A 25,244-nucleotide genomic window follows, 5' to 3' on the forward strand; every position below is an offset into this window, starting at 1 on the left:
GGAAAAGTCCGGGTCAGGCCTTGGTGGAAAAGCGGTAACCGGTGCCGCGCACGGTTTGTACCAGATTTTCGTAGGCATCGCCGAGGGCTTTGCGCAGGCGGCGGATGTGCACATCGACAGTGCGCTCCTCGACATACACGTTGCCGCCCCAGACCTGATCCAGCAACTGGCCACGGGTATAGGCGCGCTCCTGGTGGGTCATGAAAAATTGCAGCAGGCGGTATTCGGTCGGGCCCATTTCCGCAGGCTTGCCATCGATGGTCACGCGGTGGCCGATCGGGTCCAGCAGCAGGCCACCGACTTCAATCGGCGCCTCGCCATCGGTCGGTCCGGCGCGGCGCAGCACGGCCTTGAGGCGCGCAACCAGTTCGCGGGGGGAGAAAGGTTTGGTGATGTAGTCGTCAGCGCCAACTTCCAGGCCCTGGATCTTGTTGTCCTCTTCGCCCTTGGCGGTGAGCATGATGATCGGGATATCCCCGGTCAGCTCATCGCGCTTGAGGCGGCGGGCCAGTTCGATGCCGGACGTGCCGGGCAGCATCCAGTCGAGCAGGATCAGGTCAGGTTTGCGGTCGACGATGATGGCGTGGGCCTGCTGGGAGTTTTCCGCCTCCATGCAGTCATAGCCGGCCATTTCCAACGCAACGGCGATCATTTCGCGAATGGGCGCTTCGTCGTCGACGATCAGAATGCTCCTGCCAACCATGCCTTAATCCTCTTGTCATTTAACTGTCTTGCGCCGCATTAGATAACGGAATTATTGCAGTCGTGTGACAGTATTTTAGTCGCCCGGCGATTGTCACGAACCTGGACTAAGCTCTAAGTCCGAATCCTGACAACCACAAAAGGAAGGTTTCCATGAAGCACGTTGCTCAATCCTGGAAGGCTCTGCTGGTCACTGCTGCGCTAACTCTGCCGACACTGGCCCTCGCCGCCGACCCGGCAATGATGAAAGACGGGATGATGGTCGATCACAAGGGCATGACCCTGTACACGTTCGACAAGGACTCGGGCGGCAAGTCGATGTGTAATGACGAATGCGCCAAGAACTGGCCACCGATGATGGCACCGGCGGGTGCCACGGCCTCAGGCAAGTGGAGCGTCATCAAGCGTGATGACGGCACGAGTCAATATGCCTATGACGGCAAGCCGCTGTACACCTTCGTGAAGGACAAGGCTCCTGGAGACATGACGGGCGACAAAATGAAGGACGTCTGGCACGTCGTTCACGAGTCGCAGAAGTAACGCAAATCGCAAAAAAGATCGCAGCCTCCTGCAGCTCCTACAGGATGAACAAAAATCCAATGGTAGGAGCTGCTGGAGGCTGCGATCTTTTCAATTTTCAGCGCAACCCGTAATCCAGCACGATCCCGACAAAAATCGCCAACCCGGCCCAGTGGTTGTGCAAGAACGCCTTGAAGCAGCGCATGCGATCCTTGCCACGGGTGTACCAGAACTCCCAGGCAAAACAGCCCGCCGCCACCGCCAGGCCAAGGTGGAACCAGCCGCCGAGCTCGAATTTCGAACCGGCCAACAGCAGGCAACCCAGCGCCAGCCCCTGCAGGGTCAGAATGATCACCCGGTCTGCCTCGCCAAACAGAATCGCCGTGGATTTCACCCCGATCTTCAAATCGTCGTCACGATCGGTCATTGCGTAATAGGTGTCGTAGCCCACCGTCCACATCAGGTTGGCGATCCACAGCAGCCACGCCGCCGCCGGCAGTTCGCCGGTTTCGGCGGTGAAGGCCATCGGCATCCCCCAGGAGAACGCCGCACCCAGCACCACTTGCGGGTAGTAGGTGTAGCGCTTCATGAACGGATAAGTGCAGGCCAGGGCCAGGCCGCCGAACGACAGCCAGATCGTTGCCGCATTGGTGCACAGCACCAGCAGGAAACTCAGGCCCATCAGCAGCGCAAAGAACACAAGTGCTTCTTTGGAGCTGATTTTGCCGCTCGGCAGTGGGCGCTGTTCGGTGCGCTTCACATGGCCATCAACCTTGCGGTCCGCCCAATCGTTGATCACACAGCCGCCCGCGCGGGTCAGCACCACGCCAAGCACGAAAATCACGATATTGGCCAACGACGGCGAGCCTTTGCCGGCAATCCACAGCGCCCACAATGTCGGCCACAGCAATAGATAAATGCCGATCGGCTTGTCCATGCGCGTCAGCTGAATGAAATCCCAGGCCCTTGGGTTCAAGCGGTTCAGGGACTTGAGCAGGCTCTGGTACATCAGCAGTTCTCCGGATGGGCGCGGGCGGCGCTCCACAGGGTCGGCAGGAAAATTTCGGCCACCAGCACGCTCAACGTACCGCGGTCGAAGCGCGAACGGCGGCCCCACAGCTCAGGGGCCTGAACTTCCGTCGGCAGCCAAGCTTGAGGATAGTGACAAACCTCGATTGCGCGGCGCTGGAACGCGTGGTCGCAAAACAATAATTCGCCCAGGGAGCGGCTACCCAGTTCGTCCATGTGCAAGCCATCGCCCTGCAACGCACTGCGTGCCGCAACGCTGCGGGCAAACACCCACGCCTGGCCATTTCCGCGCAAAAACACCTCGCGCACCCAGCCTTCACTGCCTTCGGCCAGGTCCAGCGCGGCGCATTCATCGGCGCGCAAGGTCTGCCAGCCTTCGAACAGCGGCGTCACGCTGAAGCCGTCATTCGACAAGCGGGTCAGGCGTCGGGTCAGCGATCCTTCGTCGAATAGCCAGTCGAGGGTAAGCGGGTCGGGGAGAGGCGTCAGCAGGCTTTGAGGGAGCCAGAGCGGGGCCGAACGGGGGGGATTTGTGTGTTGCACAATGAGTCATTATTGGCAGCAAAGGAGGCGGCGAGCTTAACATGTCAGCTCATAAATTTGAGTGATCCGGCTGCCGGTTGCGCTGAACAGGCTTGCATCTGCCCAGCCCCATCAGTACAAAACGCACTGAGCCGGACGGCAGCGCTGAACCATCGACCGTTCGCGCCGGTAAAAGCCTGAACCCTGAGGATGTACCTGAATGAAAAAGTGGCAATGTGTGGTTTGCGGCCTGATCTACAACGAAGCTGACGGCTGGCCCGATGACGGCATTGCGCCCGGCACCCGCTGGGAAGACGTGCCAGCAGACTGGCTGTGCCCGGACTGCGGTGTGGGCAAGATGGATTTTGAAATGATCGAAATCGCCGCTTAAGAACTGAGGAGTAAGGAATGAACGCACCTGTTGTGATCGTCGGCACCGGCCTGGCTGGCTACAACCTGGCCCGGGAGTTTCGCAAACTTGATGGCGAAACCCCGCTGCTGCTGATTACCGCCGATGACGGGCGCTCCTACTCCAAGCCGATGCTGTCCACCGGTTTCGGCAAAAACAAGGATGCCGATGGCTTGAGCATGGCCGAACCGGGGGCCATGGCCGAGCAGTTGAAGGCCGAAGTTCGCACTCACACCCGCATCAGTGGCATCGACCCGGGCCACAAGCGCCTGTGGATCGGTGAAGAAGCGGTGTACTACCGTGACCTGATCCTGGCCTGGGGTGCAGAAACCGTGCGGGTGCCCATCGAGGGTGACGCAGCGGATTGCGTCTTCCCCATCAACGACCTGGAAGACTACGCACGCTTTCGCGCAGCGGCGGCCGGTAAGCGTCGGGTGTTGTTGCTCGGCGCCGGCCTGATTGGCTGCGAATTTGCCAACGACCTGACTCAGGGTGGCTACGAAGTGCAACTGGTTGCACCGTGCGAGCAAGTCATGCCGACCCTGTTGCACCCCGCGGCAGCCGCAGCGGTCCAGGCGGGGCTGGAAAGCCTCGGCGCACGCTTCCACCTGGGGCCTGTGCTCAATCGCCTGCAGCGCGTCGCCGAGGGTCTGGAGGCGCACCTGTCCGACGGCCAGGTCATCCCGTGCGACGTCGTGGTGTCAGCCATCGGCCTGCGCCCGCGCATCGACCTGGCCGCCGCTGCCGGTTTGCAGGTCAACCGTGGCGTGATGGTCGACCGTCACCTGCAAACCTCCCACGCCAACATTTACGCACTGGGCGACTGTGCCGAGGTTGATGGGCTGAATCTGTTGTACGTAATGCCCCTGATGAGCTGTGCGAGGGCGCTGGCCCAGACCCTTGCCGGCAACCCGACAGAGGTCACCTACGGCCCGATGCCGATCACCGTCAAAACGCCGGTGTGCCCATTGGTGGTGTCCCCGCCGCCACGGGGTTCGGAGGGTGTCTGGACAGTCGAAGGGCAGGGCGCCGACATCAAGGTGTTATGCCGCGATGCCAGTGGAAAACTGCTCGGTTATGCCCTGACAGGCACGGCCGTGATGGAAAAACTGGCCCTGAACAAAGAGCTTCCGGCCCTACTGGCGTAAATACCGGTCGTTCTGTCGGAATCACCCCCATGTTGCCGTTATAAAGGTCGCGCCGATACTGGCGCGGCTCTTCCGTGCGTGCCATCCTCACTCCCGTCTGCCGCAGAGTAGAGCACCTGCGGCGCTTTGGGCGCTGCTCCGCAGAGAGCAGCACGGACATAACAACAAAAAACCGTCAAAGGGGCTTCACTAACATGCGTAAACCAGAACTCGCCGCAGCCATTGCTGAAAAAGCAGACCTCACCAAAGAGCAGGCCAACCGCGTCCTCAACGCCGTTCTCGAAGAAATCACCGGCGCCTTGCACCGCAAAGACAGCGTCACGCTGGTAGGTTTCGGCACCTTCCTGCAACGTCACCGCGGCGCCCGCACCGGCAAAAACCCGCAAACTGGTGAGCCAGTCAAAATCAAGGCCAGCAACACTGTTGCGTTCAAGCCGGGTAAATCGTTGAAAGACAGCGTTAATCCGTAAGTCGTTTCCCTGACCCGCGCAGCGGGGGAGTGGAATAAAGAATGGGCACGCCAACTTGGTTGGGTGCCCATTTTTTGTTGCCATTACCTGATTAATTCCACATCGCGATCACGCCCAGGGCCATGATTCCGCCTAGTGTGGTTAAAAGGGCCCATTGCAGTGCAACTAATTTTCGTCTGAGGTCTTTGGGGAAGTTTTCAAGATCCTCAGCATTTACGATTCCATGTTTCAGGAAAAAGCGGGGAAAGGTGACAACGCTGGATACGGAGCAAACCAGCCGGGTCTTTCCCCTGAGGCCTTTATCTATAAGTGCCGGGATAGTTATGACTGGTGAGCTGTTTTTGAAGTGATCCGACAAAATGTCTCCTTTGGTATGGCCTATATAAACAACCACTCCCAAAACAACAATTGCGCCACCAAAAAAAAACAGACCAGACGCTACGAATAGCGCGCTTGCAACGCTAATGTTCATTCATTGGCCTCAAATATCCGCTCCCCCATTTCTTCACCCACAGCGGACCCGAGAGAGGTGGCGAAATAAGACCCCCCGCCCACTACAACAATACTGCAAGCCAAAGATCCCAAACCGCCTGTAGGTACACCCAACGCAACGCAAATCCCACCAACAACAGAGGTTGATAGGGTCGAACCTGCGATTACGCCACCTATGACTGCTCCGCTAAAACTTCCCACCTCAGTCAATCTGACCCGCTCGCACGCTTCGGTCGTCCCCGCGGTACACGCATCCTGAACCTTGAGAGCAGACACCCCGCCACCAATGGCTGTGCCCAACCATCCGCCGTATCTGACGTATTTGGAAGCCCTCGCCACACCCTCAAGATGGCTGGCGTAACCTGGTATTTGACCTGCGGGACTGGCGTTGGTCCATAGGTGGACCAGGCTTTGACTGGAGATGCCCAGCTTTTTTTTCAGATTGATGTGGTCAGGAAAGCCGATGCCCTTGCGAGTCAGCGACGTCATGTAAGTATTGAGTTGTGTGAACAGGCGCTGGCGTTCAGCAAAAAACGTTGGCGAGCGTAGGTGCCCATCGCGTTGCAGTGTTCTTTGTTGCAATGCTTCGAGTTCCCTCATGGTTTTGCCAACGTTATCCAGATTGTTTTTGAAGATGCTCGCGCCAACGCCGATGGCGCTTGAGCCATGGCTCAGGAAAGTCTGGATAGCGTCACGGTGTTGCACCATGAAGTCCGCCTCTTCCGGGCTGAGCGTTTCAATGATCTGGTTGGTCTTGGCCGCAACCTCCATGAGCATCGCTTCTTGCCGGGTGCATTGATGATTGCTGGGGTCACCAAGCACGATCATCGAGCCCGCTTTGGCATCGCGCAGATTCGGGTTTAGTAGTTTGAATTTACCCATCACCGCCGGATCGCGCAGAGTGAACAGGTTGGATTCAAGTTGTTCCCGGGTGGTGCTTATGGGGACGATATAGAAACCGGGCTCCTGAGCATTGGGGCTGTTGACGCGCTCAGGAGAATGGTTGCTTGTCGCAGCGTTAAAACCGGATGGGCCCGGAGCGACCGGTTGGCTATTTGTGGTCGGTGTTACAGGTTGAACAGAGGCCTTGCGCACTTGTGCCGCAGTACTTCCATTCTGGTAGGTCGAGTTGAAAATCGATGGAATAAGTCGGGCTTTACAGGGGCAACTACTGTGGCTATCAAGGGTGCCTGCCACCTTTTTGTGGTTGCTGAAGATGTGTGAAACCCCTCCTGCAATCCGATATTCCTTTGCGTCCAATCCGCAACTGACCAAATCACCTTCACGGGCATGGGCGAGACCAAAGAAACTAACAGTGTCGTCCCCCTCCAGCACCGTACCACCGCAAGAGGTTTTATCGCCTCGACCAATGAAATATCCGATCGTCATTAATGAACTCCTGTCGTTTGCCGTCCTGAGGGGAACGCTGTCGTTCACCATGCGTTCCACCGGTTCAGGATTAAGTTGGCCTGACGCAAGGTACTGGGGCAAAGACGCAATTCAAGGCAATGGAGACCGGTTCGGACGTTTCCTACGCGTGGTTCGGAAAAGGTAAGGAGTGCTTGTAGGTTCTTTGCCTCCGAGGCGTGTAAGAGAACGCTAAGGGGCAACGTTTTGCTTTCAGATTCGAGGATTGGAAAATCGTGACTTGGTAGTCATCTTGCAGTGAATAGGTCTGATCTTCTTCTAACCGTGCAAGATGGTGGAATTTTGGTTTTTACCCGCTACACTGCGCCGGCCGTTCATTTTCTTTTGAGGCTTGCGCATGAAGTTTCGTTTTCTGCTGTGGATGCTGGGTTTGTTGATGGGCAAGGCCAGTCGGACCAATCCTGCGTTTCAGCAGCAATTGGGTGACAAGGAACTGGTGTTTCAACTGCAAACCCTGGACGGGAAAGTGGCGCGGCATTTCCGGGTGAAGGGTCAGCGCATCACCAGCAAGGCCGGGGTGTATGCCGAGCCTGCGTTCGCTATTGCCTTCAAGGATGCCGGGTATGGCTTTGCCACGATGCAGGCGAAGAACAAGCAACTGGCGTTCATGACGGGGATTCAGGACAAGTCGATTCAGATCAAGGGCAATCCGGCGCTGGTGATCTGGTTCCAGGGGTTGACCAAGTACTTGAAGCCGAAGAAGGCCAAGCCCAAGGCTTGAGGTTATTCAGGTCGCGTGAGGGGCTCTTCGCCGGGGTAAGTGCGCCTCCTCAGTCATTCGATTCAGGAGGCTCTCCGGCATCGAGAAGCTGTGCCCGGTATGTCTTGTAGATCTGCTGGACTTCCGGGTTATCCAGGCTCTCGTAGGTGATGCCTTCCTTGTCCAGACCATCAAGGCCTCTGATACCGCTGATGGTCTCAGGCCATTCGTCACGACTGACAATGTCGACTATGAACGGCTTCAGGTAGTGATCGAGATACCCCTCGCGAGGTTCGCGGATTTCATCGCTGAGTGCCCGCAAGTAGTCGTCCTTGTTCGTCTTTGACCAGTCGATGGCGAATTTGGCGCGATAACAGAGCTCCATGAAAACTAACAGGATGGTGCGCCCGTTGCCGTCCAGGAAGGGGTGTGCGAAAGCCAGTTGGCCCATCACGCGTCCAGGGTGATTTTTGAAGGACTTCTTGTCTGCTGCCAGCCCAAGCGCATAGTCGACAGACATCTTGATGGAATGCGGGTGCTCGAAGACGGTGCTTCGGGGATCGTCGTATGAACCCTTGAAAACGGCCAGGTGAGGAACAAGCTCGTTCCGATCTTTCCCTGCCCAGTGATAAAAGCCCGAGAACAGGATTTCATGGACCTTGAGCACTGTTTTGTAGTCGATCGGCTTCTTTTTAGCCAAATAGGCAAGCGCATCCTCAATGCTCAATTCGAACGAAAGATGCTCTGACTCTTTTACTTCGGTGGGGTCTTTCAGTTGCAGCGAATTTTGCAGGTATCCAGCAGCATCGAAGTCGCCGAACGGATCAAAAGTCATGCGCCAGGTTTCTTCGCGCGCCGTTCCTGAAGGTAGCGTCCTTGGAGTGCCAGGGTCTCCGATTTGCTCAGCACGCCTTTTTTCTTGAGATTGACGAGCAATTGCTCGACGCCATCCAGCTCAACCACATCGCCAGCCATGCGGGTAATGAGAACGGCCATACGGCTCATGTCGTCAGGTTCGGCAGTGACCCTATGGTCCTTGGCAAGCTTGCGGACCTGATTTGCAACGCTGCCAGTAGCTGTCTGGGTCATCGGGAAAGCCCTCTATTAGCAGTCAAATAATAGCAGGGCGCTTGTTTTTTGTCCGCGTAGGCTTACAGGCGAAGATCAGGTGAAGAACAAGCAATTGGCGTCATGACGGGGTTCAGGACGAGTCGAGTCCGTCAAGGGCGACCCGGCGCTGGTGTTCTGGGGTTGACCAAGTATTTGAAGCCGAGGAGGAGGGTTGCGGGTAGCGGCAGATAGCAGTGTTGTAAATGTGATACTTGGCTTAGAAGGTCAATAGTATGTCCAGCAAAGATAGCAGAACTGTCATTTATTACAGGGTTGATGCGACGTCGACGGATGCTCTAATGGAGGCAACAGTTCGTTAGGAACTTTCTACTTTCTTGAAGGAGCAGGAGAATGAATCCAACACAGGTAACAAAAAATCCGGGTGCGCTGGATCCTGAATTTGGCGGTAACGGCCAGGTAAATTTGCCATTTCCTGATATTATCGGCGCCATTCCAGGCGCGATATATGCTCTACCCGACAATAAATTACTCATTGGATTAAACGCAGAATCCAATGAAAGTTCTCCAGCCAAGATAGTTCGATTGAATGTTGATGGTAGCTTTGATAGTGGATTTGGCGTCAACGGTTCCATAGAAATCCCTTTAGACGACGACAATTGGCTTTCGCCTGTAGCTCTATACCGCCTGCAAGGTGGTGGTTACATCATTATGGGGGTTACCCAGACCTTTGAGCTATTCGAAGTTCCCGATTTGGTGGTTGTAAAGCTGACGGACGGTGGTGAGTTTGATGAATCTTTCGGAACAGGAGGTAGGGTCATTATCGCTCCTACTGATCTGAAGGGTGCCGGATTAGCAGAAAGCGCCAAGTTCAAGGTCCACGGTGGGGCTGAGAAAAGGGTAAGTGACCATGCCATGATGGCAGGTGCTTTTCAGGGAGCTGATATCCAGTTGCAGGATGGCAAGATCTTATTGGTCGCTAGTATTGTTTATGAATTCGACATTGAAAAAGGCGTCGTAATACGTCTTGATGTGGATGGTTCGTTTGACAAGAGTTTCAATGGGGCTGGCTTTGTATTTATCGAAGTGCCAGGTTATTTAGGTGCTAATAATACTGCTTATAATGCGAAGGTTCAGCCGGATCTCAAGGTGCTGGTTTGCGGTAGGGTCGATAGAAGGAAAGAAGGAGAATTTTATGACGCTTATATAATTCGCTACAATCACGACGGTACTGTCGACAATGAGTATGGAATCGCCCAGAACGGAGCCGTAATTATCTCCAAGAGCAGTGAATTGCTTTCGCTTGGTTTTATGGCATTGAAGTCTGATGATGGCGGAATAATTGCAGTCGGCAACTCGGCTATGAATACCGGGTTAATTGTTGCTCTCGACGAAAGTGGTATTCCGAATAAAGTATTTAATCGGGGGCGGCCTTTGTTCTCTAATTTTTTAAATAACCTCGGCTGGTCACGATGTGTCTTGCAGCAAGACGGGAAAATCATCGCCTTCGGCACGGCCAATTCGGCGGAATTCCCCAGCAATGCTGCTACAGTTACTGCACGCTTTGATGCTCTAGGTAACTTGGATGCAACGTTTGCCAGCAAAGGCTGGACTTTGATTGATCGTGAGTCAACCCATGCTATTCTCAGATCTGCTGCGCTGATGCCGGATGAGCGTGTGGTGGTGAGTGGTTATAATTTTGAAATTGGCACCCCTAATTCAGGTTATGTGACACGTTACTTGGGTGGATAACTAGTTTAATAGTCGCAGTAGGGCAGGTCTGAAACCTGAGCTTTCAAGTGGGCCGAGTTAAATTCATCGCGGGCAAGCCACGCTCCCACAGGTTCGAGTGATCTCTGTGGGAGCGGGCTTGCCCGCGAAGCTTTTCAGGGTTGACTGAACTGCGAAGCCAGTTCGCGCAGCAGTACTTCGGCTTCGAGGACTTTGCTGACGACGTCTTCGGCTTTGGCGCGTGTCAGGCCGAGGCGGTCGAGCAGGGCGTCAGGGATGTCTTCGTCCGGGCCGGAGCCGATGCCACGGCTGCGCAGCAGGCGCACCGACAGGCACACCAGATTCGGGTACTCGGCGTAGTCGCCGTCGTAGCTTGGGTCGTGCTGGAAGCGCAGTGCGGTGGCCAGCTCATCGGGCATGTCCCAGAAGCGCATCAGCCACGCGCCGATCTGTTCGCGGCTGATCCCCAGCAGGTGTTGCTCGATGTAGCTGTGGCACAGGTGCGGGTTGACCTCCATATGACGGCAGATCAGCGAGAAGTGCGGCGGGAACACGTGGGCCAGCAGCAGGTAGCCAAAGTTGTGCAGCAAGCCCGCCAGGTAGGTCAGGCCGGCTTCCGGGCGCTGGGTGCGCGGCATGGCGCGGGTCAGGCCTTCGATGACGGCGGCGGTGTAGATCGATTGCTGCCAGTACGGGGTACTGTGTTGCGGGTGGTCCTTGGGCAGGCTCAGGGTTTTGCCCAGTGCCAGGCCCAGCGCCAGATTGATCACCAGGTCGAAACCCAGTACCCGTACGATGGCGTCTTCCACCGAGCGAATCTTGCCCGGCGAGGCGTAGTACGGCGACGCCGCCCAGCTCACCACTTGCGCGGCCAGCGCCGGGTCGGTTTCGACCACGCCGGTGATGTCGTCGATGGTGGCGTTGGGGTCGACACGCAGCTTGATGATCTTCTGTGCGGTTTCGGCCAGCGGCGGAATTTCGATGGTCGCTTCCAGGCGCTGCTGGATACGCCGCGCGGTGAACGCTTGAACGGCCTGGGTGATTTCCTCGCGGTCATCATCGGGGCGGTCAAGGTTCGGGCGGATGCTGCTCAGGGCTTCGCCGAAGTTGGCGGCACTGGCCTTGTTGAGCATGGATTTGAAGGCTTCGCTGGAGATTTCCAGCAGCACGCCCGGCTCCCCCGAGTTGACCAGCACCGACGGCTCTCGCAGCAAGCTTTCTTCATACAGGCACGGCGAACTGGTGAGTGCCGGCAGGCCCGGTAGCAGGCTCAGGCTGTGCTTGCCGAGCATCTTTTCCAGGCGTTCGGTCGGCACTGCGGTGAGGCGGCGGCCAGTGAGTTCGGTGAGACGGTTGAGGTCGAGCAACTGGCTCTGCGGAAACAGCACCATCAGCGCGCCGACGGCGTCATCGAGCAGCACGGCCTGGACCTTGCGCGCCGGGTTCAAGCCGTGATGGTCGAGGACTTCTTCATAGGCAATGCCCAGTTTGCCCAACAGCAGCCGTATAACCGACGGAGCGTGCGGGGAGGCGGGTGCGAGGGCAACTTCGGTCATGGTCTGTATCCGGACTAAAACAATTGCAGGAGTATAACCAGCTTGCTCAAACCCATCCTCCAGAAACTGCGACGGTGCTCACACTTGGCCGTATTGCTGCCCGTGGCGCAGCCAGCGGTCGAGCAATGGGCTGACGTGGTCCGGCCAGCGCTCCAGCAAAGCCTGGGCGGCGTCGCGTACAGCGGGAAGCAGGTCGGCGTCGCGCATCAGGTCGGCGACCTTGAATTGAAGCAGGCCAGTCTGACGCGTGCCGAGCATTTCGCCAGGCCCGCGCAGTTCAAGATCCTTTTCGGCAATGACAAAGCCGTCGTTTGTTTCGCGCATGATACCCAGGCGTTGGCGGCCGATCTGCGACAGCGGCGGATGGTAGAGCAGTACGCAATGGCTGACTGCGCTGCCTCGACCGACGCGACCGCGCAACTGGTGTAATTGCGCGAGGCCCAGGCGTTCGGGGTTTTCGATGATCATCAGGCTGGCGTTGGGGACGTCCACGCCGACCTCGATCACCGTGGTAGCGACCAGCAGTTGCAAGTTGCCGGTCTTGAACTCGGCCATCACCGCGGCTTTCTCGGCAGGCTTCATGCGGCCGTGGATCAGCCCGACTTTCAGTTCGCCAAGCGCAGCGGTCAGGTCTTCGTAGGTGGTTTCGGCGGCCTGGCAGGTCAGCTCTTCCGACTCTTCGATCAGGGTGCACACCCAGTAGGCCTGACGCCCCTCGGCACAGGCGCTGCGTACTCGCTCGATGACTTCGACACGCCGGGTGTCGGTGATCAGCACGGTGTTGACCGGGGTTCGGCCGGGCGGCAGTTCATCGAGGATCGAGGTGTCGAGATCGGCGTAGGCGCTCATGGCCAGCGTGCGCGGGATCGGTGTGGCGGTCATGATCAACTGATGCGGGCACATGCGCCCGCCGACGCCTTTCTGCCGTAAAGCCAGCCGCTGTTGCACGCCGAAGCGGTGCTGTTCGTCGATGATGACCAGCGCCAGGTTCTTGAACTGCACTTCGTCCTGGAACAATGCGTGGGTGCCGACCACCATGGGGGCGCCGTTGGCGATCTGTTCCAGCGCGGCCACGCGGTTTTTGCCTTTGAGCTTCCCGGCCAGCCATGCGACTTCGATGCCCAGCGGTTCGAGCCAGCGCTTGAAGGTGATGAAGTGCTGCTCGGCGAGAATCTCGGTGGGCGCCATCAGGGCTACCTGATAGCCAGCCTCCAGTGCCTGAAGTGCAGCGAGGGCGGCAACCACTGTTTTACCCGCGCCCACGTCGCCCTGAATCAGCCGCAGCATGGGTTCGCGTTGGCTCAGGTCGTAGGCGATTTCGTTGCCGACCCGCTGCTGGGCTCCCGTAGGGTTGAACCCGAGGTTGGCCAGGTATTGGGCCGGCAGATGCGTGGCCTTGGGCATGGCCGGGGCGCGCAGTGAGCGCATGCTTTCGCGAAGACGTTGCTGGGACAGTTGATGGGTCAGCAGTTCTTCGAATGCCAGGCGGTGCTGCGCCCAATGGTGCCCGAGGGCCAACTCGTCGACGTCGGCATCGGCGGGCGGGTTGTGCAAATAGCGGATCGCATCGGCCAGCGGCGCCAGTTGATAGTCGCGGGCCAACTCGTTCGGCAGCCAGTCGGGCAGGCTCGTCGGGCCGAGCAGCGTGAGCGTTTGCATGCACAGCTGGCGCAAGCGTTGTTGGGTCAGGCCTTCGGTGAGTGGATAAACCGGGGTCAGGGTTTCATCCACGGGCGGCGGTTCATCACCGTTAATGGCGCGGTATTCCGGGTGGTAGATTTCCAAACCCGACGCCCCGGGCCGCGCTTCGCCGTAGCAGCGAATGCGCGTGCCGCGCTTGAGGCCTTCTTTCTGGGCATTACTGAAATGATAGAAGCGCAGGCTGAGCCCGCCGGTGCCGTCCTGCAGGCGCACGACCAGACTGCGGCGACGGCCCATGACCACATCGGCGCCGCTGACGGTGCCTTCGATGACGGCATCCTGCCCAGGGCGCAGTGCGCCGATCGGCACTACGCGCGTGCGGTCCTGATAACGCAGCGGCAGATGAAACAGCACGTCCTGGAGATTTTCCAGGCCCACCTTGGCCAGTTTCTCGGCCATGGCTTCGCCGACACCCTTGAGTGCCGTCACCGACACTTGCGACAACTCGGTCATGACGCTTGCTTAGCCCGCCACCACCTGCGCGGACGGCTTGGCCACCGAGCACAGGCGAATGGAGTCAGCGAGGATTTCAATGGCCTTGGGCCGCGGGAAGCTGGCACGCCAGGCGATGGCCACCGTGCGATAAGGTGTGGGCGCCGACAGCGGCCGCACTTCGATCACGCCGGGGGCATAGTGATGGCTGTCGACCGCCGACAGCGGCAGGATCGAAACCCCGAGGCCGGACGCGACCATGTGGCGGATGGTTTCCAATGAGCTGGACTCCACCGTGGTGTGCTTGGCGCCGTCGTTGCCCTTGGTCAGGGTCGGGCAGGCCTCCAGCACTTGATCGCGGAAGCAGTGGCCTTCGCCCAGCAACAGCAGGCTCTTGTCGTTGAGCAGGCTGGCGTCGATTGACTCTTTTTGCGTCCACGGGTGTTGGGCCGGCATCAGCACGTAGAAAGGCTCATCGTAGAGTTGCAGGGTCAGCACGTCGGCTTCGTTGAACGGCAGGGCGATGATGATCGCGTCGAGCTCGCCGTTGCGCAATTTGTCACGCAGCACGTGGGTGAAGTTTTCTTCGATGTACAACGGCATCTGCGGGGCGACCCGGTGCAGTTGTGGAATCAGGTGTGGAAACAGGTAGGGGCCGACGGTGTAGATTGCACCGACTTTCAGCGGCGCGGTCAGCTGGTTTTTGCCGGCCTGGGCCAGTTCGCGGATGCCTTGGGCCTGTTCCAGCACCTTTTGTGCCTGGGCCACAATGCCTTCGCCGACCGGGGTCAGGCGCACGGCGCTTTTGCTGCGCTCGAAAATCAGCACACCGAGTTCGTCTTCAAGCTTTTTCACGCCTACCGACAGGGTCGGCTGGCTGACGTGGCAACGCTCGGCCGCATGACCGAAGTGCTGCTCTTGGGCGAGGGTAACGATGTAGCGTAATTCTGTCAGAGTCATAGCAAGCGTCCATGAAGTTGCGAGCCAAGCATACCGGCTGCAATCGATAGACGCACGTTATCAGAAGGTATGTGTCGAGTGACACCGGGCAATGCCGGTTTGCCGTTGGCAGATAGGTAAAAGGCACCTTTCGGTGCCTTTCGAAGATCTTGAAGTCGCCGCTTAACCTGTAGGAGCCGAGCTTGCTCGCGATGGCGGTGTATCAGGCAACGATGATGTTGGATGATATGGCCTCATCGCGAGCAAGCTCGGCTCCTACAGGCACAGCATTTTTTCCTACCGCCGGCGGTTTTCCAGCGAATAAACAAAGGGTGCAACAATTTCGATGGAGCCGTTGGTCAACATATCGGCCGGTGGTTTAGGCAGCGGCTGGGCGCGGCGGATCATGTCGAGCGTGGCCCGATCCAGATCGGCAGTGCCGGAACTGCCCACCAGTTCAAACGACAACACATTGCCCTCGGCATCCACGACGAAGCGCAGACGGTTCATCCCTTGTTTGCCCCGCGCTTGTGCACTGGCCGGGTACTTTTTGTACTTGGCCAAATGCGCGAGCAGGGTGCCTTGCCAGCTGGCCTTGGCGGCCACTTGGGCTGCCGACGGGCCTGGCGCAGGCTGAGCGGACTTCTCAGTCGGGGCTGGAGTCGGAGGTGCTTCGCTCGGTTTGGCCTCGGATGGTTTTTCCTTCGGCGGCTCCGGCTTTTTCTCCACAGGCTTGGGCGGCTGAGGCTTTGGCTTGGGCTTGACCGGTTTCGGTACGGCAATCTCCGCCTTCGGCGCTTCGGCGAGTTTCGGAATCGGCAACTCTTCAACAGGCGCTGGCGGCTGCGGTGGCGTGACGACTTTCGGCGGGGCTGGCGGTGGCGGGGCTGGAACCGGTGCCAGCTCGACCATCATTGCCTGGGGCGGCAATTCGATGGGCGGGCGGGCTGTCCAGTTAACGGCCAGCGCGATGGCCAGCGCGTGAACGCCCAGCACCACGGCCAGGCTACCGCTGTAACGCGTCAGCTTATGGCGCGTCGTGATCATTTCTTGACTGCCGTCTCGAGTCCGACCAGGCCGACCTTCAGGTAACCGGCCGAGCGCAGGTTGTCCATCACGTTCATCAGGTCGCCGTAATCCACGCCCTTATCGGCCTGGAAAAAGATCGTCGTGTCTTTTTTGCCCTGGGTCTTGGCGTCGAGCGTGGCGCCGAGTGCTTCGGCCTTCACTTCGTCTTCGCCCAGGAACAGGCGCTGGTCAGCCTTGACGCTGAGGAACACCGGTTTCTCGGGCCGCGGCGCCGGCTTGGCAGTGGACGCAGGCAAGTCGACCTTGATATCAACAGTGGCCAGCGGGGCCGCCACCATGAAGATGATCAACAGCACCAGCATCACGTCGATGAACGGCGTGACGTTGATTTCGTGGTTTTCGGACAGATCGTCGTCTGCCCCTTCTTTCAAATGCAGGCCCATGGCCGATTACCCCACTTTCACCATGTGCGGTTGCGAGCTGCGCTCAGGCTGGTGATCGAGGTCGCGGCTGACCAGCAGCAGGACTTCTGCCGAAGCGTCGGACACCTGCGCCTTGTAGCCGGCGATGGAACGGGCAAACACGTTGTAGATCACGACCGCAGGAATCGCTGCAACCAGGCCCAGTGCAGTTGCCAGCAGGGCTTCGGCGATGCCGGGGGCCACGACGGCCAGGTTGGTGGTCTGGGTTTTGGCGATGCCGATGAAGCTGTTCATGATGCCCCATACGGTACCGAACAGGCCGACGAACGGCGCGGTGGAACCGATGGTGGCGAGCACGCCGGTGCCGCTGCTCATGTTTCGACCGCAAGCGGCTACCAGGCGCTCAAGGCGGAAGCTGACACGTTCCTTGATGCCTTCTTTTTCACGGGCACTGACCGACAGGTGCATTTCTTCCAGAGCGTCGTGCACCAGTAGATTGGCGAGGGTGCCTGGCTTGGTGGCCGTAGCGCTGGCTTCCTTGAGGGTGGCGGCTTTTTTCAGGTGGACGATCTCGGTGCGCAGGCGACGCTTGGCGCCCATGAGTTCAAGGCCTTTGGCGATCCAGATGGTCCAGGTGATGATCGAGGCGATAGCCAGGCCGATCATCACGGTTTTCACGACGACATCGGCGTTCTGGTACATGCCCCAAGGCGACAGGTCGTGAGCCATGCCCAGCGTGTTGTCGGCTTCGAGGACTTCAGGAGCGTCTTCGCCTAGGGTTTCCTGGGCCGCTGCTGCCTGGGCCGGGTCGGTCGCGGCAGGTGCAGCAGCGTGCTCAGTTGCGGCGGGTGCGGTGGCAGGGGCTTGCGCGTCAGCGAATGCTGCGGTCGGTGCCAGCATCAAGCTGAGCAGCAGGGCGGCCACTGCGCTCCAGGCGCGAGGTCGTTTGGTTGGCGAAGCGGGGATTTGATTGCGTGTCATGCTGGCCGGACCTGAGATAGAAAAACGATGATGCTCTTCCAGGCCTCGTGAGGCCGAGAACAAAAGTGGTGCGTATTATTGCAAGTAATTCTTGTTAACAAAAGTAATAGAGTATCTTTTTTTCCTGTATTGCTAGCCGCTCGTCCATTGCCAGCGCTAGTCTGTCGGTTTCCAAAGGGAGTTTTCTGATGTCCGCGCCTTCTGTTTTGATCGCCGGTTGCGGTGATGTCGGCAGTCGTCTGGCCACGCAGTTGTTGGCTGCTGGGTGGGAGGTTCATGGCCTGCGGCGCGACGTTTCACGCCTGCCTCAGGGGGTGATTGGCGTTGCCGGGGACCTGTTCAACAAGGATTGTCCAGAGACCTGGCCAGTCGGCGCTGTGGACTACCTGGTGTATTGCGCCGCCGCCACCGATCACGATGAAGCCGGTTACCGCGCCGCTTATGTCGAGGGCTTGCAGCATGTGCTGGAGTGGTTGGAGGACTACGGGCAGGCGCCCAATCGCCTGCTGTTCGTGTCCAGCAGCAGTGTTTATGGCCAGCAGGAGGGTGAGTGGGTCGACGAGACTTCGCCAACCGTGGCGGCCGGCTATTCAGGGCGAGTGATGCTCGAGGCCGAGCAGGTGGCCCTCAAGAGTGGCATCCCGGCCAGCATTGTGCGGTTGACCGGTATTTACGGTCCGGGCCGTGAGTGGTTGCTGACTCAGGTGCGCCGGGGCTATCGCGTGGCGATCGATCCACCGTTGTATGCCAATCGGATTCATGCCGAAGACGCGGCGGGTTTGATGGCGTGCCTGCTTGAGGCAGATCGGCGCGGTGTGGCGCTGGATGATGTCTATATCGGTGTCGATGACGCGCCGGCAGCACTGGCGGAGGTGGTGGGCTGGTTGCGCGAGTATCTGGGTGTGACCGAATGGGCGGACGACGCCAGTGTGCGTCGCACCGGCAGCAAGCGCTGCAGTAATGCGCGTGCCAAGGCGTTGGGGTGGGAGCCGAAGTATCCGAGCTTCCGTGAAGGTTATGCCGCGATCCTTGAAGGACGCTGCTGACTTCCGTGCGCCCCATAACAACTGTGGGAGCGAGCTTGCTCGCGAAGAGGCCATAACATTCAACACGTTTGTCGACTGTTACACCGCTTTCGCGAGCAGGCTCGCTCCCACATTGATCACGCCGTGTTTATTGCTTCTCGAGCAACCACTTGCGATTCTCTGGCGTGAACTGAGGCATTTCATCCGCCAGCGCGGTGTTCACGGTCTGGAAAATTTCCAGCTCCTTGCCTTTGCGCGTGAAAATCCAGGCGTTTCCTTGTCCGTTGAGTTGCAGCCACATGTTGTCGTTGCCGCCACTCATCGAAGCGCAGTCGCCCGCCAGGCATAACGCATAACGATCAGTGCCGGGCAGGCCCGTCACTTGGCCGTCGGCCTGGAACTGCACAGTGTTGCCTTCGCCGGGGCCGCTGATGACTTTCCAGCTACCGCCCATGTAGGCCGAATACAGTGCACGCTCGAAGCTGGCGCCGATCGGTGCGCCATCCGGTACCGGAATCAATGCGCGGTCGAAGACCTGGGCGGGTTCGTTTTCGGTCGCGGCCTGGCTCAGTTGTTTACCGTTGCGCTTCAATTCGCTTCCGGAACTGCCATAAAAGTCGATTTTCCAGGCACCGGACTCTTCGCCCAGCAGCTTGCCGTCGACATTCTCAAAACCATTGGTGTAACGGGCCTGACCGGCCTTGGTGTTGACGTCCCATTCCAGGTTCGGGCCATAGGCCTGGAGCGCTTCGCGCAAGGGGACGCCCTTGGATGCAGCATCGATCGCCACCTGATTGATCCAGGTGCCGCTGATATCACGATCGGCAGGGTCGCTGGCACAACCACCCAAAAGCAGGGCGAGCAGCGAGAGAGCAAGCGCTTTGCGCATGGTGGAATCCTTTCAAGCTTTCTTTACAGCAGAGCAGTCGGCGCAGCCCGGGGCTGCGCCGGACACATTACTCGATGACCAGGATGGCATCCATTTCAACTTGCGAACCCTTTGGCAGGGCCGCAACGCCGATGGCGGCGCGAGCTGGGTAAGGCTGGTCGAAGTACTTGCCCATGATCTCGTTGACCTTGGCGAAATGGCTCAGGTCGGTGAGGAAGATGTTCAGCTTGACGATGTCCTTGAACGAACCACCGGCGGCTTCAGCCACGGCTTTGAGGTTCTCGAAGACCTGGACGGTCTGGGCTTCGAAGCCTTCGACCAGTTCCATGGTTTTTGGGTCCAGAGGAATCTGACCCGACATGTAAACGGTGTTGCCAGCCTTGATCGCCTGGGAATAAGTACCGATGGCGGCCGGGGCCTTGTCGCTGGTGATAACAGTCTTGGTCATGAATGACTCCTTGTAATGGATGGAGGGCTACGCACGCATGCGGGTGATGCGGATCACCCCGGTCAGGGCGCGCAGTTTCTTGATCACGCGGGCCAGGTGCACGCGGTCGTGTACGCTGACCACCAGTTGGACCACGCTGATGCGACCATCGCGTTCGTCCATGCTGATTTTTTCGATATTGCCGTCGGCCGCGTTGACGCTGCTGGCCAGCAGGGCGATCAAGCCGCGCTGATGTTCCAGCTCGACGCGCAGTTCGACATTGAATTCGCCGGTGACATCCTTGGCCCACGAGAGCTGGATGCATTTTTCCGGGTTGTGGCGGATTTCGCTGATGTTGCGGCAGTTGTCCAGGTGCACGACCATGCCCTTGCCCGCAGACAGGTGGCCGACAATCGGGTCGCCCGGGATCGGTGTGCAGCACTTGGCGTAGCTGAGCACCAGGCCTTCGGTGCCGCGAATCGCCAGCGGGCCTTCCGGGCTTGGCAGCTGCTCGCCTTCGCCGAGCAGTCGACGCGCCACGACATAGGCCATGCGATTGCCCAGGCCGATGTCTTCGAGCAAGTCTTCGATCAGTTCCAGGCGATACTCGGTGAGCATGGCCTTGACGCGCTCGGTCGAAATTTTTTCCAGTGAGCTGTCGAAGCCGTTGAGGACTTTGTTCAGCAGGCGCTCACCCAGGCTGATGGACTCGGAGCGCCGTTGCAGCTTCAGCGCGTGGCGAATGTGCGTGCGCGCCTTGCCGGTGACCACGAAGTTGAGCCAGGCCGGGTTCGGGCGTGCGCCCGGAGCGCTGACGATCTCGACCGTGGAGCCGCTTTGCAGCGGTTCGGACAGCGGCGCCAGACGACGATTGATCCGGCAGGCGATGCAGCTGTTGCCCACGTCGGTGTGCACCGCGTAAGCGAAGTCGACCGCCGTGGAGCCTTTGGGCAGCTCCATGATCCGGCCTTTTGGCGTGAACACGTAGACCTCGTCCGGGAACAGGTCGATCTTCACGCTTTCAATGAATTCCAGCGAGTTGCCGGCGCGTTGCTGCATCTCCAGCACACCCTTGACCCATTGGCGGGCGCGGGCGTGAGTGCCTTTGGGCTGCTCGTCGCCGCTGGACTTGTACAGCCAATGGGCGGCGATGCCGTTGTTGGCCATCTCTTCCATTTCGCGGGTGCGGATCTGGATCTCGATCGGAACACCGTGCATGCCGAACAGCGTGGTGTGCAGCGACTGATAGCCGTTGGCCTTGGGGATCGCGATGTAATCCTTGAAGCGGCCCGGCAACGGTTTGTACAAATTATGAACAGCGCCTAGCACGCGGTAGCAGGTATCGACCTTGTCGACGATGATCCGGAACGCGTAAACGTCCATGATCTCGTTGAAGGCCCGACGCTTGCCGCGCATTTTCTTGTAGATGCCGTAGAGGTGTTTCTGGCGACCGCTGACCTCGCCCTGGATGCCATCGATGGCCAGGCAGTGGCTGAGGGACTCTTCGATCTTGTTGACGATTTCCTTGCGGTTGCCCCGGGCGCGTTTGACCGCCTGGTAGATCCGCGCAGAACGCATCGGGTGCATGGCCTTGAAGCCGAGGTCTTCGAATTCTATGCGGATGGCGTGCATGCCCAGCCGATTGGCGATGGGCGCATAGATTTCCAGTGTTTCCTTGGCGATGCGTCGGCGTTTTTCGCCGGACAGCACTTCCAGCGTGCGCATGTTGTGCAGGCGGTCGGCCAGCTTGACCAGGATCACGCGAATGTCGCGGGCCATGGCCATGGCCATTTTCTGGAAGTTTTCGGCTTGTGCCTCGGCCTTGGTCTCGAAGTTCATCTGGGTCAGTTTGCTGACCCCGTCGACCAGTTCGGCCACGGTTTCGCCGAACTGCGCTTGCAGCGCTTCCTTGGCAATACCGGTGTCTTCGATCACGTCATGCAGCATGGCTGCCATCAGGCTCTGATGGTCCATGTGCATGTCGGCAAGAATATTCGCCACCGCGAGTGGGTGCGTGACGTACGCTTCTCCGCTACGGCGGCGTTGGCCGTCGTGGGCTTGTTCGGCGTAGAAATACGCTCGGCGGACCAGATTGACCTGGTCTTTGCCGAGGTAGGTCGATAAGCGATCGGCGAGGGCGTCTATGCTCGGCATGATGACTCCTGCCAAAAGCTGTGATCCCGCGCCGTGCTACGTCGACCTGGCATAGGCTTAGACGGCCTCGTTGGACTCGTCCTCGAATGCAGCAAAAAGCGGTTCATCTTCAACGATTTCGGCTTCGGCGATAGCTGCGTAGTCGATCAGGCCTTCAGCGATTTCGCGCAGGGCGACAACGGTAGGCTTGTCGTTTTCCCATGCTACTTTCGGCTCTTTGCCGCCGGTGGCCAGTTGACGGGCACGCTTGGTAGAGAGCATGACCAGCTCAAAGCGGTTATCCACGTGTTCTAGGCAGTCTTCAACGGTTACGCGGGCCATGGTCTTCCTCGTAGCAAATGCAATATGCGCGCTGCCCGGATGGGCGAGCGGACTCAACAGTTTAAAAAATCACCAGCGATTAGGGAAGCGCTGATTTTTTGATCAAGCTCTTCAACGCGCTGCAAGTGCCAATGTAAAGCCCTTGCAGCGGTTTTGGGAAGAGCGGATCAGCCGAGCAATTCAGCCAATAATTTGCCGTGGCGTTGCTGCTGACGCTTCTGCTGCAACTGATTGGCACGGAAAATCGCCTTCAAGTCGTGCAATGCGTGGGCGAAATCGTCGTTGATGATCAGGTAGTCATAGTCGACATAGTGGCTCATTTCGCTGACCGCTTCGCGCATCCGGCCGTCGATGATCTCGTCGCTGTCCTGGCCGCGGTTGGTCAGGCGTTGGTGCAAGGCCTGAAGTGACGGTGGCAGAATAAAGATCGAGCGGGCCTGAGGCATCAGCTTGCGTACTTGCTCGGCGCCTTGCCAGTCGATTTCCAGGATCAGGTCGTGGCCTTCGTCCAGCGTCTGCTGCAAATGGCTTTGCGAGGTGCCATAGAGATTGCCGAACACTTCGGCGCGCTCAAGGAAATCCCCGTGTTCGATCATCTTCACGAACTCGCTGCGGTCGACGAAGTGATAGTTCACGCCGTCCACTTCGCCCGGGCGCATGGCGCGGGTGGTGTGGGAGACTGAAACACGGATCTCCGGATTGGCGTCGGTCAGGGCCTTGACCAGGCTGCTCTTGCCTGCGCCCGAGGGGGCGGAAATGATGTACAGGGTGCCGGTGCTGTGGGTCATGTCGGGTATGCCTTACTCAATATTCTGCACTTGTTCGCGCATCTGCTCGATCAACACCTTGAGGTTGACCGCTGCCTGTGTGCTGCGCGGGTCGAAGGCTTTGGAGCCCAGTGTGTTGGCCTCGCGGTTGAGCTCCTGCATCAGGAAGTCCAGGCGTCGCCCGGCAGCGCCACCGGACTTAAGCACCCGGCGAACTTCGATGATGTGAGTGCTCAAGCGATCCAGTTCTTCGGCGACGTCGCTTTTTTGCGCGAGCATGACCATTTCCTGCTCCAGACGCTGCGGGTCCATCTCGGCCTTCATGTCGGCGAAGCGGTCGAGCACTTTCTGGCGCTGGGTGGCGAGCATCTGCGGAACCAGTTCGCGCAGGGTCACCACGTCTTCTTCAATGGACGTCAGGCGATCGTTGATCAACCGTGCCAGTTCCGCGCCTTCGCGCTCGCGGCCGGCCTTGAGCTCTTTCAGGCCCTGGTTGAACAACGCCAGCGCTTCGGCGTTCAAGGCTTGTGGGTCGATTGCATCACCCACCAGCACGCCAGGCCAGGCCAGTACTTCGAGCGGATTCAGCGCTGCCGGATTTTTGATCAGGCCGGCGATGGTCTCGGCGGCGGCGACCAATTGCGCGGCGCGGTCCTGGTCAACCTGCAGTGGTTTGCCGGTGTTTTCTTCAGTGAAGCGCAGGGTGCATTCGAGCTTGCCCCGGGATACGCCTTGGCGCAGCGCTTCACGGACGGCGCCTTCGAGATCGCGAAAGGACTCCGGCAGGCGCAAGTGGGGTTCCAGGTAGCGGCTGTTGACCGAGCGCAGTTCCCAGCTCAGGGTGCCCTGGACGCCGGCTTTCTCGACGCGGGCGAAGGCGGTCATGCTGTGCACCATGGAGGTACCTCGCAATGCGGATCGGCCCGGAACTGAAGTTCCGGCAATCCGATATCAATGAATTAAAGCCGACTGGCAGCAAAGGCGCAGGATTGTAGCGCAGTGGCGCGGATGCGCCCAAACACAGGGTGTGACAAAGGGCTGCAGGCCGTCGGCGACGGGCTGTTCAGAGCCTTCGGTCGTCGGAGGATTTTTTTAGAAGTGCCCAGGCGTGGCTGGCAGCTCTATAATGCTCCGCAGTTTTCCGTCCCCGTACAGGTATCCCTTATGAAACGTCCAAGTGGTCGCGCTGCCGATCAGCTCCGCTCGATCCGCATTACCCGCAACTACACCAAACACGCCGAGGGATCCGTACTGGTCGAGTTTGGTGATACCAAAGTCATCTGCACCGTCAGCGTCGAAAACGGCGTGCCGCGTTTCCTCAAGGGTCAAGGCCAGGGTTGGTTGACCGCCGAATACGGCATGCTGCCGCGCGCCACCGGCGAGCGTAACCAGCGTGAAGCGAGCCGCGGCAAGCAAGGTGGTCGTACCCTGGAAATCCAGCGTCTGATCGGCCGCTCCCTGCGTGCCGCGCTGGATATGTCCAAGCTGGGTGATGTCACCCTGTACGTCGACTGCGACGTGATCCAGGCCGACGGCGGTACCCGTACCGCGTCCATCACCGGTGCCATGGTTGCATTGGTCGATGCCTTGAAGGTGATCAAGAAGCGTGGCGGCCTGAAAGGCGGCGACCCGCTCAAGCAAATGATCGGTGCCGTTTCGGTCGGCATGTACCAGGGTGAGCCTGTGCTCGACCTGGACTACCTGGAAGACTCGGCTGCCGAGACCGACCTGAACGTGGTGATGACCAGCACCGGTGGCTTCATCGAAGTCCAGGGCACCGCAGAAGGCGCGCCGTTCCAGCCTGAAGAACTGAACGCCATGCTGGAACTGGCGAAGAAAGGCATGAACGAAATTTTCGAACTGCAAAAGGCTGCACTGGCTGACTGATTGGAATACCGCAGGCAAGGAGGACGCCATGAGTGACGAGCAACAACTGCTTCCCACCCCGAGCAAAGAGGTTCGGCAGTGGGCAATGTTTTGTCACTTGTCCGCCTTGCTGGGGATCTGGATTCCGTTCGGCACGCTGATCGGCCCGTTGATTCTGTGGCAGATGAAGCGCGAGATGGACCCGTTCATCGATGCCCAGGGCAAGGAAGCGCTGAATTTTCAGATTACCGTGGCTATCGCTTCCGCCATCAGCTTCCTGCTGATGGTGGTGATTATCGGGTTCTTCCTGTTTGGGCTGATTGCCATTGGCGCGCTGGTGTTGACCATCATTGCTGGCGTGAAAGCCAATGAGGGGTTTCCCTATCGGTATCCGTTCACCTGGCGATTGATCAAATAACGATCAGCGAAGATCCCTTTGTGGGAGCGAGCCTGCTCGCGAAGAGGCCGTCACAGTCAACACTGATGTGACGGATAGACCGCTTTCGCGAGCAGGCTC

Annotated in this window: 28 protein-coding genes; 9 read left to right on the forward strand and 19 right to left on the reverse strand. The window is 58.8% G+C overall.

The genetic code is table 11. From position 1 onward, the window contains the following. Positions 1-13 precede the first annotated feature (13 nt). The gene (gene phoB / locus HNQ83_RS01000; RefSeq protein ID WP_175387259.1) at positions 14-703 is read right to left on the reverse strand and encodes a phosphate regulon transcriptional regulator PhoB; all 690 of its coding nucleotides are present in this window, start codon (positions 701-703) and stop codon (positions 14-16) included. A 152-nt stretch (positions 704-855) separates the two neighbouring features. Between phoB and HNQ83_RS01005 the strand changes: the two genes are divergently transcribed. Continuing rightward, the gene (locus HNQ83_RS01005; protein WP_175387260.1) at positions 856-1,242 is read left to right on the forward strand and encodes a hypothetical protein; all 387 of its coding nucleotides are present in this window, start codon (positions 856-858) and stop codon (positions 1,240-1,242) included. A 97-nt stretch (positions 1,243-1,339) separates the two neighbouring features. Here HNQ83_RS01005 and ubiA read toward each other — a convergent pair whose 3' ends face one another. Further along, positions 1,340-2,230, reverse strand: a complete 891-nt coding sequence (ubiA, locus tag HNQ83_RS01010; protein ID WP_175387261.1) for a 4-hydroxybenzoate octaprenyltransferase — start codon at positions 2,228-2,230, stop codon at positions 1,340-1,342. After that, entirely contained in the window at positions 2,230-2,793 is a 564-nt protein-coding gene (locus tag HNQ83_RS01015; RefSeq protein WP_175387262.1) for a chorismate lyase, read from the reverse strand. Before HNQ83_RS01015 ends, ubiA begins: the two co-directional genes overlap by 1 nt. A gap of 199 nt (positions 2,794-2,992) precedes the next feature. On the opposite strand from HNQ83_RS01015, the gene HNQ83_RS01020 reads away from it, so the two are divergent. The 3 genes from HNQ83_RS01020 (at position 2,993) to HNQ83_RS01030 (ending at position 4,799) form a co-directional block, all read left to right on the forward strand. Next, on the forward strand, positions 2,993-3,163 hold the full coding sequence (locus HNQ83_RS01020; RefSeq protein WP_128604589.1) for a rubredoxin: 171 nt from the start codon (positions 2,993-2,995) through the stop codon (positions 3,161-3,163). A gap of 17 nt (positions 3,164-3,180) precedes the next feature. Beyond that, complete coding sequence (locus tag HNQ83_RS01025; RefSeq protein ID WP_175387263.1) at positions 3,181-4,329, forward strand: NAD(P)/FAD-dependent oxidoreductase; 1,149 nt, start codon at positions 3,181-3,183, stop codon at positions 4,327-4,329. A gap of 194 nt (positions 4,330-4,523) precedes the next feature. Next, a complete protein-coding gene (locus tag HNQ83_RS01030) occupies positions 4,524-4,799 on the forward strand; it encodes an HU family DNA-binding protein (protein ID WP_003213368.1) in 276 nt (91 codons plus the stop codon). Between the two features lie 91 nt (positions 4,800-4,890). On the opposite strand, the gene HNQ83_RS01035 is transcribed toward HNQ83_RS01030, so the two are convergent. Both HNQ83_RS01035 and HNQ83_RS01040 read right to left on the reverse strand, forming a co-directional pair. Further along, positions 4,891-5,271 carry a hypothetical protein gene (locus HNQ83_RS01035; protein WP_175387264.1) on the reverse strand — a complete coding sequence of 127 codons (381 nt, stop codon included), beginning with the start codon at positions 5,269-5,271 and terminating at the stop codon, positions 4,891-4,893. After that, a complete protein-coding gene (locus tag HNQ83_RS01040) occupies positions 5,268-6,680 on the reverse strand; it encodes a PAAR domain-containing protein (RefSeq protein WP_175387265.1) in 1,413 nt (470 codons plus the stop codon). The genes HNQ83_RS01035 and HNQ83_RS01040 overlap by 4 nt, the downstream gene beginning before the upstream one ends. Positions 6,681-7,056: 376 nt before the next feature. Between HNQ83_RS01040 and HNQ83_RS01045 the strand changes: the two genes are divergently transcribed. Then, complete coding sequence (locus HNQ83_RS01045; protein WP_175387266.1) at positions 7,057-7,440, forward strand: helicase; 384 nt, start codon at positions 7,057-7,059, stop codon at positions 7,438-7,440. A 49-nt stretch (positions 7,441-7,489) separates the two neighbouring features. On the opposite strand, the gene HNQ83_RS01050 is transcribed toward HNQ83_RS01045, so the two are convergent. Further along, complete coding sequence (locus tag HNQ83_RS01050) at positions 7,490-8,254, reverse strand: Fic family protein (RefSeq protein WP_175387267.1); 765 nt, start codon at positions 8,252-8,254, stop codon at positions 7,490-7,492. Continuing rightward, on the reverse strand, positions 8,251-8,508 hold the full coding sequence (locus HNQ83_RS01055; RefSeq protein ID WP_175387268.1) for a hypothetical protein: 258 nt from the start codon (positions 8,506-8,508) through the stop codon (positions 8,251-8,253). Before HNQ83_RS01055 ends, HNQ83_RS01050 begins: the two co-directional genes overlap by 4 nt. Positions 8,509-8,880: 372 nt before the next feature. On the opposite strand from HNQ83_RS01055, the gene HNQ83_RS01060 reads away from it, so the two are divergent. Then, positions 8,881-10,239, forward strand: coding sequence for a hypothetical protein (locus HNQ83_RS01060; RefSeq protein WP_175387269.1), 1,359 nt, complete (start codon positions 8,881-8,883; stop codon positions 10,237-10,239). A 134-nt stretch (positions 10,240-10,373) separates the two neighbouring features. Here the strand turns inward: HNQ83_RS01060 and HNQ83_RS01065 are convergent, their stop codons facing one another. The 6 genes from HNQ83_RS01065 to exbB form a co-directional block, all read right to left on the reverse strand. Continuing rightward, on the reverse strand, positions 10,374-11,774 hold the full coding sequence (locus HNQ83_RS01065) for an aminoacyl-tRNA deacylase and HDOD domain-containing protein (RefSeq protein WP_175387270.1): 1,401 nt from the start codon (positions 11,772-11,774) through the stop codon (positions 10,374-10,376). A 78-nt stretch (positions 11,775-11,852) separates the two neighbouring features. Further along, positions 11,853-13,928: an ATP-dependent DNA helicase RecG gene (gene recG, locus HNQ83_RS01070; RefSeq protein WP_175387271.1), complete on the reverse strand. Its 2,076-nt coding sequence runs from the start codon at positions 13,926-13,928 to the stop codon at positions 11,853-11,855. A 9-nt stretch (positions 13,929-13,937) separates the two neighbouring features. Then, entirely contained in the window at positions 13,938-14,867 is a 930-nt protein-coding gene (locus HNQ83_RS01075; RefSeq protein ID WP_175387272.1) for a hydrogen peroxide-inducible genes activator, read from the reverse strand. Between the two features lie 276 nt (positions 14,868-15,143). Further along, complete coding sequence (locus HNQ83_RS01080; RefSeq protein WP_175387273.1) at positions 15,144-15,893, reverse strand: energy transducer TonB; 750 nt, start codon at positions 15,891-15,893, stop codon at positions 15,144-15,146. Continuing rightward, positions 15,890-16,318 (reverse strand): TonB system transport protein ExbD, encoded by a 429-nt coding sequence (gene exbD, locus HNQ83_RS01085; protein WP_175387274.1) that lies wholly within the window; start codon positions 16,316-16,318, stop codon positions 15,890-15,892. The genes HNQ83_RS01080 and exbD overlap by 4 nt, the downstream gene beginning before the upstream one ends. Positions 16,319-16,324: 6 nt before the next feature. Next, a complete protein-coding gene (exbB, locus tag HNQ83_RS01090; protein ID WP_175387275.1) occupies positions 16,325-17,278 on the reverse strand; it encodes a tonB-system energizer ExbB in 954 nt (317 codons plus the stop codon). 188 nt (positions 17,279-17,466) lie between these two features. On the opposite strand from exbB, the gene HNQ83_RS01095 reads away from it, so the two are divergent. Then, positions 17,467-18,324 carry an SDR family oxidoreductase gene (locus HNQ83_RS01095; RefSeq protein WP_175387276.1) on the forward strand — a complete coding sequence of 286 codons (858 nt, stop codon included), beginning with the start codon at positions 17,467-17,469 and terminating at the stop codon, positions 18,322-18,324. Positions 18,325-18,451: 127 nt separating this feature from the next. On the opposite strand, the gene HNQ83_RS01100 is transcribed toward HNQ83_RS01095, so the two are convergent. From HNQ83_RS01100 to HNQ83_RS01125, 6 genes are all read right to left on the reverse strand, one after another. Continuing rightward, complete coding sequence (locus HNQ83_RS01100; RefSeq protein WP_175387277.1) at positions 18,452-19,192, reverse strand: hypothetical protein; 741 nt, start codon at positions 19,190-19,192, stop codon at positions 18,452-18,454. 67 nt (positions 19,193-19,259) lie between these two features. Beyond that, entirely contained in the window at positions 19,260-19,640 is a 381-nt protein-coding gene (locus HNQ83_RS01105) for a RidA family protein (protein ID WP_003229509.1), read from the reverse strand. 27 nt (positions 19,641-19,667) lie between these two features. Then, the gene (gene spoT, locus HNQ83_RS01110) at positions 19,668-21,773 is read right to left on the reverse strand and encodes a bifunctional GTP diphosphokinase/guanosine-3',5'-bis pyrophosphate 3'-pyrophosphohydrolase (protein WP_175387278.1); all 2,106 of its coding nucleotides are present in this window, start codon (positions 21,771-21,773) and stop codon (positions 19,668-19,670) included. 57 nt (positions 21,774-21,830) lie between these two features. Continuing rightward, positions 21,831-22,094: a DNA-directed RNA polymerase subunit omega gene (gene rpoZ / locus HNQ83_RS01115; protein WP_007921129.1), complete on the reverse strand. Its 264-nt coding sequence runs from the start codon at positions 22,092-22,094 to the stop codon at positions 21,831-21,833. Between the two features lie 167 nt (positions 22,095-22,261). Next, entirely contained in the window at positions 22,262-22,882 is a 621-nt protein-coding gene (gmk, locus tag HNQ83_RS01120; protein WP_175387279.1) for a guanylate kinase, read from the reverse strand. A gap of 12 nt (positions 22,883-22,894) precedes the next feature. Further along, a complete protein-coding gene (locus HNQ83_RS01125; protein ID WP_175387280.1) occupies positions 22,895-23,758 on the reverse strand; it encodes a YicC/YloC family endoribonuclease in 864 nt (287 codons plus the stop codon). A 267-nt stretch (positions 23,759-24,025) separates the two neighbouring features. Between HNQ83_RS01125 and rph the strand changes: the two genes are divergently transcribed. After that, positions 24,026-24,748, forward strand: a complete 723-nt coding sequence (gene rph / locus HNQ83_RS01130) for a ribonuclease PH (RefSeq protein ID WP_003229494.1) — start codon at positions 24,026-24,028, stop codon at positions 24,746-24,748. A gap of 28 nt (positions 24,749-24,776) precedes the next feature. Continuing rightward, the gene (locus HNQ83_RS01135; protein ID WP_175387281.1) at positions 24,777-25,145 is read left to right on the forward strand and encodes a DUF4870 domain-containing protein; all 369 of its coding nucleotides are present in this window, start codon (positions 24,777-24,779) and stop codon (positions 25,143-25,145) included. Positions 25,146-25,244: the final 99 nt, after the last annotated feature.

This window comes from Pseudomonas sp. C2B4, from assembly GCF_013359695.1.
GTDB lineage: Bacteria > Pseudomonadota > Gammaproteobacteria > Pseudomonadales > Pseudomonadaceae > Aquipseudomonas.

Coding starts and splice junctions, on each gene's coding strand:
- recG (WP_175387271.1), bottom strand. CDS start 13,928: ATGACCGAGTTGTCGCAAGTGTCGGTGACGGCACTCAAGGGTGTCGGC.
- HNQ83_RS01040 (WP_175387265.1), bottom strand. CDS start 6,680: ATGACGATCGGATATTTCATTGGTCGAGGCGATAAAACCTCTTGCGGT.
- HNQ83_RS01035 (WP_175387264.1), bottom strand. CDS start 5,271: ATGAACATTAGCGTTGCAAGCGCGCTATTCGTAGCGTCTGGTCTGTTT.
- HNQ83_RS01080 (WP_175387273.1), bottom strand. CDS start 15,893: ATGATCACGACGCGCCATAAGCTGACGCGTTACAGCGGTAGCCTGGCC.
- HNQ83_RS01055 (WP_175387268.1), bottom strand. CDS start 8,508: ATGACCCAGACAGCTACTGGCAGCGTTGCAAATCAGGTCCGCAAGCTT.
- HNQ83_RS01030 (WP_003213368.1), top strand. CDS start 4,524: ATGCGTAAACCAGAACTCGCCGCAGCCATTGCTGAAAAAGCAGACCTC.
- exbB (WP_175387275.1), bottom strand. CDS start 17,278: ATGACACGCAATCAAATCCCCGCTTCGCCAACCAAACGACCTCGCGCC.
- ubiA (WP_175387261.1), bottom strand. CDS start 2,230: ATGTACCAGAGCCTGCTCAAGTCCCTGAACCGCTTGAACCCAAGGGCC.
- spoT (WP_175387278.1), bottom strand. CDS start 21,773: ATGCCGAGCATAGACGCCCTCGCCGATCGCTTATCGACCTACCTCGGC.
- rph (WP_003229494.1), top strand. CDS start 24,026: ATGAAACGTCCAAGTGGTCGCGCTGCCGATCAGCTCCGCTCGATCCGC.
- HNQ83_RS01135 (WP_175387281.1), top strand. CDS start 24,777: ATGAGTGACGAGCAACAACTGCTTCCCACCCCGAGCAAAGAGGTTCGG.
- gmk (WP_175387279.1), bottom strand. CDS start 22,882: ATGACCCACAGCACCGGCACCCTGTACATCATTTCCGCCCCCTCGGGC.
- HNQ83_RS01065 (WP_175387270.1), bottom strand. CDS start 11,774: ATGACCGAAGTTGCCCTCGCACCCGCCTCCCCGCACGCTCCGTCGGTT.
- HNQ83_RS01075 (WP_175387272.1), bottom strand. CDS start 14,867: ATGACTCTGACAGAATTACGCTACATCGTTACCCTCGCCCAAGAGCAG.
- phoB (WP_175387259.1), bottom strand. CDS start 703: ATGGTTGGCAGGAGCATTCTGATCGTCGACGACGAAGCGCCCATTCGC.
- exbD (WP_175387274.1), bottom strand. CDS start 16,318: ATGGGCCTGCATTTGAAAGAAGGGGCAGACGACGATCTGTCCGAAAAC.
- HNQ83_RS01025 (WP_175387263.1), top strand. CDS start 3,181: ATGAACGCACCTGTTGTGATCGTCGGCACCGGCCTGGCTGGCTACAAC.
- HNQ83_RS01105 (WP_003229509.1), bottom strand. CDS start 19,640: ATGACCAAGACTGTTATCACCAGCGACAAGGCCCCGGCCGCCATCGGT.
- HNQ83_RS01045 (WP_175387266.1), top strand. CDS start 7,057: ATGAAGTTTCGTTTTCTGCTGTGGATGCTGGGTTTGTTGATGGGCAAG.
- HNQ83_RS01020 (WP_128604589.1), top strand. CDS start 2,993: ATGAAAAAGTGGCAATGTGTGGTTTGCGGCCTGATCTACAACGAAGCT.
- HNQ83_RS01095 (WP_175387276.1), top strand. CDS start 17,467: ATGTCCGCGCCTTCTGTTTTGATCGCCGGTTGCGGTGATGTCGGCAGT.
- HNQ83_RS01050 (WP_175387267.1), bottom strand. CDS start 8,254: ATGACTTTTGATCCGTTCGGCGACTTCGATGCTGCTGGATACCTGCAA.
- HNQ83_RS01060 (WP_175387269.1), top strand. CDS start 8,881: ATGAATCCAACACAGGTAACAAAAAATCCGGGTGCGCTGGATCCTGAA.
- rpoZ (WP_007921129.1), bottom strand. CDS start 22,094: ATGGCCCGCGTAACCGTTGAAGACTGCCTAGAACACGTGGATAACCGC.
- HNQ83_RS01125 (WP_175387280.1), bottom strand. CDS start 23,758: ATGGTGCACAGCATGACCGCCTTCGCCCGCGTCGAGAAAGCCGGCGTC.
- HNQ83_RS01005 (WP_175387260.1), top strand. CDS start 856: ATGAAGCACGTTGCTCAATCCTGGAAGGCTCTGCTGGTCACTGCTGCG.
- HNQ83_RS01100 (WP_175387277.1), bottom strand. CDS start 19,192: ATGCGCAAAGCGCTTGCTCTCTCGCTGCTCGCCCTGCTTTTGGGTGGT.